The 7,537-nt window shown below is 62.8% G+C and carries 6 protein-coding genes; 1 reads left to right on the top strand and 5 read right to left on the bottom strand.

Annotated elements, in window-relative coordinates:
• Positions 1-606: hypothetical protein (locus tag AXK12_RS09235; RefSeq protein WP_425479042.1), on the top strand; the 606-nt coding region annotated here is incomplete at its 5' end.
• On the opposite strand, the gene AXK12_RS01895 is transcribed toward AXK12_RS09235, so the two are convergent.
• From AXK12_RS01895 to AXK12_RS01915, 5 genes are all read right to left on the bottom strand, one after another.
• Positions 603-1,811, bottom strand: a complete 1,209-nt coding sequence (locus AXK12_RS01895; RefSeq protein WP_068711086.1) for a glycosyltransferase family 9 protein — start codon at positions 1,809-1,811, stop codon at positions 603-605. The two genes, AXK12_RS09235 and AXK12_RS01895, sit on opposite strands and share 4 nt — an antisense overlap.
• A gap of 68 nt (positions 1,812-1,879) precedes the next feature.
• The gene (locus AXK12_RS01900; protein ID WP_068711087.1) at positions 1,880-3,646 is read right to left on the bottom strand and encodes an ABC transporter ATP-binding protein; all 1,767 of its coding nucleotides are present in this window, start codon (positions 3,644-3,646) and stop codon (positions 1,880-1,882) included.
• A 38-nt stretch (positions 3,647-3,684) separates the two neighbouring features.
• On the bottom strand, positions 3,685-4,629 hold the full coding sequence (locus AXK12_RS01905) for an ABC transporter permease (RefSeq protein WP_082782570.1): 945 nt from the start codon (positions 4,627-4,629) through the stop codon (positions 3,685-3,687).
• A gap of 6 nt (positions 4,630-4,635) precedes the next feature.
• Positions 4,636-5,556, bottom strand: a complete 921-nt coding sequence (locus tag AXK12_RS01910) for an ABC transporter permease (protein WP_068711088.1) — start codon at positions 5,554-5,556, stop codon at positions 4,636-4,638.
• Between the two features lie 45 nt (positions 5,557-5,601).
• Complete coding sequence (locus AXK12_RS01915) at positions 5,602-7,290, bottom strand: peptide ABC transporter substrate-binding protein (protein WP_231863482.1); 1,689 nt, start codon at positions 7,288-7,290, stop codon at positions 5,602-5,604.
• Positions 7,291-7,537 lie beyond the last annotated feature (247 nt).

The following is a 7,537-nucleotide window of genomic DNA, read 5'->3' on the forward strand; positions in this document are numbered from 1 at the left end:
ATCGCGTTGCCGAATCTCGAAGCGCAGCTCGGTGCCGAGCATGATGGCTCGGGGGCAGTCACGCTATCCTTGCCGCTAACGGTGCGCAGTGCGACGCGGCAGCGGGTTTCGGATTTAAAGCTGGAGGGGACGGCGCAGCTTAACGATCCGACTCAGCCGGGGAGCGGAGGGACGGTGTCGGCCAAGCTGCACGGCGAGAAGGTATTCCTTGATGACTTCCAATTTCTTGTCGCGTTGGCCTCGAACTCGGACGATGCGGAGCAGGCACCGACTGTCCCGTTTTGGCAGGGTTGGGACGGCGAAGCCTCCGTCCTTCTGGGGAGCGTGAGCTATCTCGGTCAACTCGAACTGCGCCAAGTGGGCGGCAGGCTGCGGCTAGGAGAGGGCAAGCTGCGCTTGGAAAATATTTCCGTCGGTGCGCGCGGCTCGACCGCCGGACTTTTGCGCGGGCTGCAGGATTCTTTAATGGGTGGGCTGCTCGGCGGCAGCGCGGGCGGCAAGACGAGTGACACTGCGGATGAAGCGAGGTCGGATGCCGCTTCTGAAAAGCCGATACGCCCGTTGGATATTTTGGGCGAGGGCCTGCGGCGTTTGAGAAAACGTTAATCGCTGTAAAGCGATTGGTATTCTGTGCGCGCGGCTTCGATCACTGCGTCGTAGACTTCCTCGACTGAGAGTTTGCGGACGCAGTAGTTTCGGTAGGAGTCCGCTTTGACGCAGGGTGTCGGTGTATCCGCAAGGCAGCTACAAGGAAGCGCGGCTTGTAGGACGCGGTGCCCTTTGCCAAGTGGGGCCCAAGTGCGCGTGTTTTGTGAGCCGTAGAGTGCGACGACGGGTGTGCCGACTCCGGCGGCAATGTGCATGGGGCCGCTGTCGTGGCAGAGCATCAGGTCGAAGTGTTGGCACAGCGCGGCGAACTCGCTGATTGAGAGGACTTCGTCGATGAGCACGAGATGCGAGCGGGCGGCCTCGCGGATGGCGTGTGCGATAGCGCGCTCGCCTGGGCCCGCGATTAAGAAAATGCGGGCGTCGAGTTCATCTTGGAGTTGGTCGCAGACAGCGGCGAAACGCTCCGCTGGCCAGAGCCGGAACCTGCTGCGGCTGCCGGGGTGCACCAGGAGTCGCAGACTGCTTTGGGAAGCAGGGACTCGTGGCTCCATGCCCCCGAGCTCGTGCCCGAAAGCGTGAGATAACCCGGTGCCAATGAGTGGAGATAAAGGCGCGGCGGGGCGGGCGAATTTTTGGACGCGGGCTTGGTCGGCGAGGCTCGGTTTGAGGTCGATTTCTCGGCTGCGAATGGGGACGCCGATTTCGCTGAGTAGTGCGAGGTAGGTTTCGGTGATGTGCTGGCGGTGATAGTCGTGGGCCGAGATTTTAACAGTGGCCGTGTAAGCCCAAGCTTGGCGAAGGGGCTTGCCTTCGCGCTCGTAGGTCACGCGCACGGGCGCAGCGCTGAGGCGTGCGATGAGGGCGGTTTTGCCCGAGTTGTCGAAGTCGAGGACGTGGGTGAAGCCTGTGCGGCGCAGCTCGCGGATGAAATCCGGCCACTCGCAGAGTTTGCGTGGGAAACTGCGCACGCGGTCGAGGTCGGGATGCAGTGCGCCGACTGGAGCGTAGGGGCGTTCGCTGAGGAGCGCGATTTGCGCCTCCGGCCAATGCAGCCGCAGGTTTTTGAAGACTGAGCCGAGGAGCGCGATGTCGCCTAAATACCGGCGGAGAATGACTAGCAGTCGTGGGCTGCTTTTATGGCTGCTTTTATTTGTGCTGTGCTCGGTGGTAGGGGCGCGGATCCTTTTTTGGGGGGATGACACGCGCGTTGGCGCGCCGCCCAGAACGCCATTTTTAGGTGTTGAGGGGATTGGCGCATTCTCTTTTCGGCTCATGCCTTGGCGTCGTTTCCGAGTGTGGTTTGTCGGTCGTAGAGGCTGCGGTAGAGGGGTGTGTTTGCGTAGAGCTCGGCGTGCGGGCCGCTGGCGACGAGGCGGCCTTGGTCGAGGACGAGGATAGTGGAGGCATCGCGGATGGTGCTGAAGCGGTGGGCGATAATCAGCACGGTTTTGCCGATGACGAGGTGTTGGAGTGCGTTCTGGATGGCTTGCTCGCTTTGGGCGTCGAGGGCCGAGGTGGCTTCGTCGAGGATGAGGATGGGGGCGTCGCGCAGGAAGGCGCGGGCGATGGCGATGCGTTGTTTTTGGCCGCCTGAGATGAGGGCTCCGTGTTCGCCTACTGGGGTGTCGTAGCCTTGGGGGAGCGTCTTTATGAACTCGTCAGCGTGAGCGGCGCGGGCGGCGGCGAGGACTTCGTCGCGGGTGGCGTCGGGGCGACCGAGGAGGAGGTTGTTGTAGATGCTGTCGTTGAAGAGGACGGGTTCTTGCGAGACGATGGCGATGTGGCGGCGCAGCTCGGCGAGCCGGAGTTGGCGAATGTCTACGCCGTCGATTGCGATGGTGCCGGAGGCGATGTCGTGGAGTCGGAGGATGAGGTTGACGAAGGTGGTCTTGCCGCCGCCGCTGGGGCCGACGAGGGCACAGGTGGTGCCTGCTGGGATTTTTATGGAAACGCGGTCGAGCGTGGGGCAGCGAGCGTCGGGCGTGTAGGCAAAGGAGACTTGGTCAAAGGTGATTTCGCCGCGCGGTGAGGCGGGCAGCGTGCGCGGTTCGGCGGGGTCGGTTAGGGTGAGCGGCTCGCGCAGGATGGGTTCTAGGCGGTCGAGCGCGGCGGCTCCGCGGCTTAGGTCGGCGTTGAGCGCGCCGAGTTTTTTTACGGGTTCGTAGCAGAGGTAGAGCGCGGTGAGGACGCCCATGAGGCTGCTAAAGGTGATGCCGGTGCGGTAGGCGAAGACGAGGGTGATGGCGATGCCGAGTGCAGAGAGGACTTCGATGGTCGGGGTTAGCGCGAGGGAGTATTTGACGATTTTCATCTGCGCGGTGAGCAGCAGGCGCGAGGCTTGGGCGAAGCGGGTGGTGGCGTGGGCTTCGAGGCTGAAGGCGCGGACTTCGCGCGCGGCGCCGAGGTTTTCGGTGAGCAGCGAGGAGATGGAGCCGATCTGCACTTGCGCTTGTCGGGCGCGGCGCAGGACTTTTAGCCCGACGTAGCGGACGGGGAATACGCTGAGCGGCACGATGGCCATGCACACGAGCGCGAGGGTGAGGCCCTCAGTCGTGATCGCGGCGTAGACGACGTAGCTGAGCGCGCCGATGAGTGAGAGCGGGTGTTTTATGCCTTCGCTGGCGATCGAGGTGATGGTGGCTTGGACTTGCTGTGCGTCGGAAATGGCGCGCGAAGTGAGGTCGCCTTTGGGGTAACGTTGTAGGGTGGCGAGTGGCAGGTGTTGGAGTTTTCTAAAAAAATCGACGCGGATGGCCTCTAGGATGCGCGTGCCGATCGACTGAAACAGGTAGGCGCTCAGGTAGCCCGCTATGCCGCGCACGAGGAAGAGCGCGGGGACGAGCAGGGCGAGTCGGGCGACTTGGGCGAGCTCCATGCTGCGCTCTTCGCTGTCGAAGATGGGCCCGAACACGGTGGGCAGCAGGTAGGGCAGCCCGAAGCCGTTGGCCGCCGAGTAGAGGCATAGGGCGGCGAGTGCGAGCGCGAGTTGGGCGCGGGCGGGGCGCAGGTAGTGGAGGTAGGGCCGGAAGCGGCGCATCGGGAAATGGGCTTGGGGGGAGCGCGGCGCGCTTGGGATCAGTCTTTTGCGCTGCGGATATCGAGGGCATCGCGCAGTCCGTCGCCGAGGAAGTTGAGTGAGAAGAGTGTTAGCGAGAAGAGCCCGCCTGGGAAAAAGAGCAGCCACCAAAACTCTTCCATTTTCTCCGCGCCGTCTTTGATGAGGACGCCCCAGGAGCTGAGCGGCGGTTGCACGCCGAGCCCGAGGAAGCTCAAGAAGGCTTCGAGGAGCATCACGGCGGGGATGGTGAGGGTAGTGTAAACGATGATGGGCCCGAGCGCGTTGGGGATCATGTGCCGAAAGAGGATTCGCCGCCGTCCGAGACCCAGCACCTGAGCGGCTTCGATGAACTCCATTTTTTTAAGCGAGAGGATTTGGTCGCGGACGATTCGGGCCATCGTCAGCCACTCGACTGCGCCGATTGCGACGAAGAGCAGGACGATGTTTCGGCCAAAAAAGACCATTAGCAGGATGACAAAAATCGTGAAGGGCAGCGCATACATGATGTCCACGATGCGCATCATGAGCGTATCGACTCGCCCCCCAGCGAAGCCTGCGACTGCGCCGTAAACGACGCCGATCACGAGCGCGACGAGTGTCGCACAAAGCCCGACGCCTAGGCTGATACGCCCGCCGACGAGCAAGCGCACGAAGAGGTCGCGCCCGAGCGTGTCGGTGCCGAGCCAGTGCGCCGCGCTGGGGGCGCTCGCCCCGAGCATGAGGTCTTGGGCGTCGTAACGGTAGGAGCTGAAGAGCGGTCCGAAGACACAGGCGAGCGTGAGCAGCGCGAGCACGCCCGCACCGAAAACGGCCAAGCGGTTTTTCGCGAGTCGCCGCCACGCGTCGTGCCAGAGGGAGCCAGAGGCTTCAGCTTCACCTTTATTTTGCGAGCCGTCGTCAAGTGTTGGCGGCTCGTCATCGGGGCGTAAATCGCCGCGGGCGTCGTTACTTGGCGCATTCATGGGCTATCACTCGAATTTGCGACGCGGGTTGAGCCACACTTGGGCGATGTCGACGGCGAGGTTTAGCACGACGATGAGCGTCGCGTAGAGAATCACCGTGCCGAGCACGAGGGTGTAGTCGCGGTTAAAGGCACTTTGCACAAACTCGCGTCCGAGCCCGGGGATTTGGAAAATCGTCTCGATGACAAACGAGCCGGTAAGGATGCCCGCAATCGCGGGGCCGAGAAACGAGACCACGGGCAGAAGCCCGCCGCGCAACGCGTGCTGCCAAAGGATACGGGCCGCACTGGCGCCTTTGGCTCGGGCGGTGCGGATGTAGTCTTGGCCCAATACTTCGAGGATGCCGCCGCGCGTGAGTCGGGCGACGTAGGCCGCGTAGACGAGCCCGAGCGTGAGGGCGGGCAGGACGCGGTCGCCCGGGCCATACCAGCCGGAGGCGTTGGTCCAGCCGAGTTTGATTGCGAAGAAGAGAACGAGCAGCGGCCCAAGGACAAAGGTCGGCACGCAGATCCCGAGCATCGCGACCGAGCTGCACAAGTAGTCGAGGAGGGTGTTGCGGCGGACGGCCGCGACGAGGCCGAGCGGCAGCCCGACTGCGAGGGCGACGCCGAGCGCGAGTGCGCCGAGTTCCAGCGAGACGGGCAGCTTGTCGGCGATGATCTCATTTACGCTGCGGCTGGCGTATTTAAACGAGGGGCCGAGATCGCCGTGCAGGACGAGCTTGCCCATGTAGTCGAGGTATTGCTGCCAGAGCGGCCGGTCTAGGCCGTAGTGCGCTTCGAGGTTGCGCAGGATTTCGGGCGTGACCGCTTTTTCCGCGGTAAAGGGCCCGCCCGGCACGAAGCGAATCATGAAAAATGTCGCCGTGATAATCACCCATAGGACGACGGCGATTTGCAGAGTGCGGCGGAGAATGAAGGGCAACATTTCTGGAGGAGGCGGTGGCCGGAGCGTGAGTGAGTCGCTGTAAGCTCAATCCTCTAGGTAAATGAACTTGTAGGGATGGATGTCGAGGAGGGTGGGGTAGTAGCCTTTTACGCGCGGGCTTAGGAGTCCCTTTTTCACATAATAGTAAACCGGGATGATGGGGAGCTCCTCGACGAGGAGGGCGTCCATCTGCTGGTAATACGCGTAGCGCTCTTCGTCGTTTTGCGCGGCGAGTGCGGCATGGAGGAGCGCGTCATAGTCGGGCGAACCCCAGCCGGTTTTGTTGTTCCCATTACCCGTTTCCCAGATTTCCAAAAACACATGGGGGTCGACATAGTCGGCGACCCAGCCGCCGCGCTGGAGCATGAAGTCGCCGGTGTTTTGGCGGTCGAGGTAGACCTTCCACTCTTGGTTTACGAGTTCGACCTCTACGCCGAGCGTGCTCTTCCACATTTGCTGCACGGCCTCGGCGATTTCGCGGTGACTTTCGGAGGTGTTGTAGAGCAGCTCGATTTTTGGGAGTCCGCGTCCGCTCGGATAGCCAGCCTCGGCGAGGAGCGCGCGCGCGTCGTCGAGCGTGCCACTGAGCCGCGCTTCGGGCACGTAGCCCGCTGTGCCCGGGTAGTTCACGGCATAGGCGGGGACCTCGCCGCCACGCGTGACGTGGCGGACTAGGGCCTCACGGTCGATTGCCAGCGCGAGCGCGCGGCGCACGCGGACATCGTCGAGCGGCGGGCGGGTGACATTGACGCGGTAGAAATAAAGCGCGAGCAGCGGGTCGCGCTGGAGGACTTCGGGCTGGTCGCGGGCGTAAGGCGCGATTTTTGAGCTGGGCAAGCCCTCGGTGAGGTCGAGCTTGCCCGTGCGAAAAAGCCGCTCGGCAGTCGCGACGTCGTCGTTCGCATAAAAGTGGATTTCGTCGAGCCGCACGGTCGCCGCATCCCAGTAGTGCGGGTTGCGCTCGACGATGATCCGCTGATTGGGCGACCACTCTTTGAGGCGGAAAGGGCCGTTGCCGACGAAGCGCCCGGGGCGCGTCCATGCCGTGCGCTTCTGGTCGACGGCTCCGTGCTGGGCGATGACGCGGACGGGCACCGGCCACCACGCGTAGTGCCCTGCGATCATTTTGAGCAGAAAGGGAGTGCGATTTTTGAGCCGGACGACGAAGGTGCGCGCATCGGGTGCGGAGAAGCCGACTTGGGCGAAATCGCTGAGGCGGCCCTCGTAGTAATCGCGCGCGCCCTCGACGAAATTGTAGACGAGGTAGGCGTAGTCCGCAGCGAGCGCAGGCGAGAGGATGCGCTGGAACGAGGCGACAAGCTCGGCGGCGCTCAGCGGCTCTCCATCGCTCCATTTGAGCCCCTCGCGCAGGTGAAAGGTGTAGGTGAGGCCATCGTCCGAGACCTCCCAGCGCTCGGCCATTCCCGGGATGGGTTCGAGCGTGTGCGGGTTTTGGCCGAGCAAGCCCTCAGAGAGAGCCATGATGATCTTATGCTCGGGAACGCCTGTGACCGTCTGGCCATCCAAGTCCTGCGGCTCCGTGCCATTGCCCACGCGGAAAACCCTCTTGGGCGCGCGGCTGTCTACGGCCTTGCGAGAAGCCGTTTCCTCCTGCCCCCGCTCTCCGTCGCAACCGCCAAGCCCGAGCGAGAGACTGGTTAGCGCGGCGACCAGTGCGAAGCGCAAATAAGTGAGTGGGCAGGGGCAGAAGGAGCGAAGGCAACGACTCATCATGGGAGAGGAGACTTTCACTCTGCCCATTTCCCGACCGCAAGCCTTCAGCCTTCATTCGGTATATGCCTAGCCCCTGTGGAAGGTTACGATGCGGGTTTTAGTTTAAGAACGACCGAAGGTGAACTCGCCTAGTTTCCAGTATGAATTCGAAGCAGTTTCTGTGCTTTTTCCTTTTGCACGCATTTCTATTTTCAGGCGGAGTTAGCTATTCGTATACGAAATTACCCCCCCCCCCCCCCCCCCCCCC

The organism is Cephaloticoccus capnophilus, assembly GCF_001580045.1.
Lineage (GTDB): Bacteria > Verrucomicrobiota > Verrucomicrobiia > Opitutales > Opitutaceae > Cephaloticoccus > Cephaloticoccus capnophilus.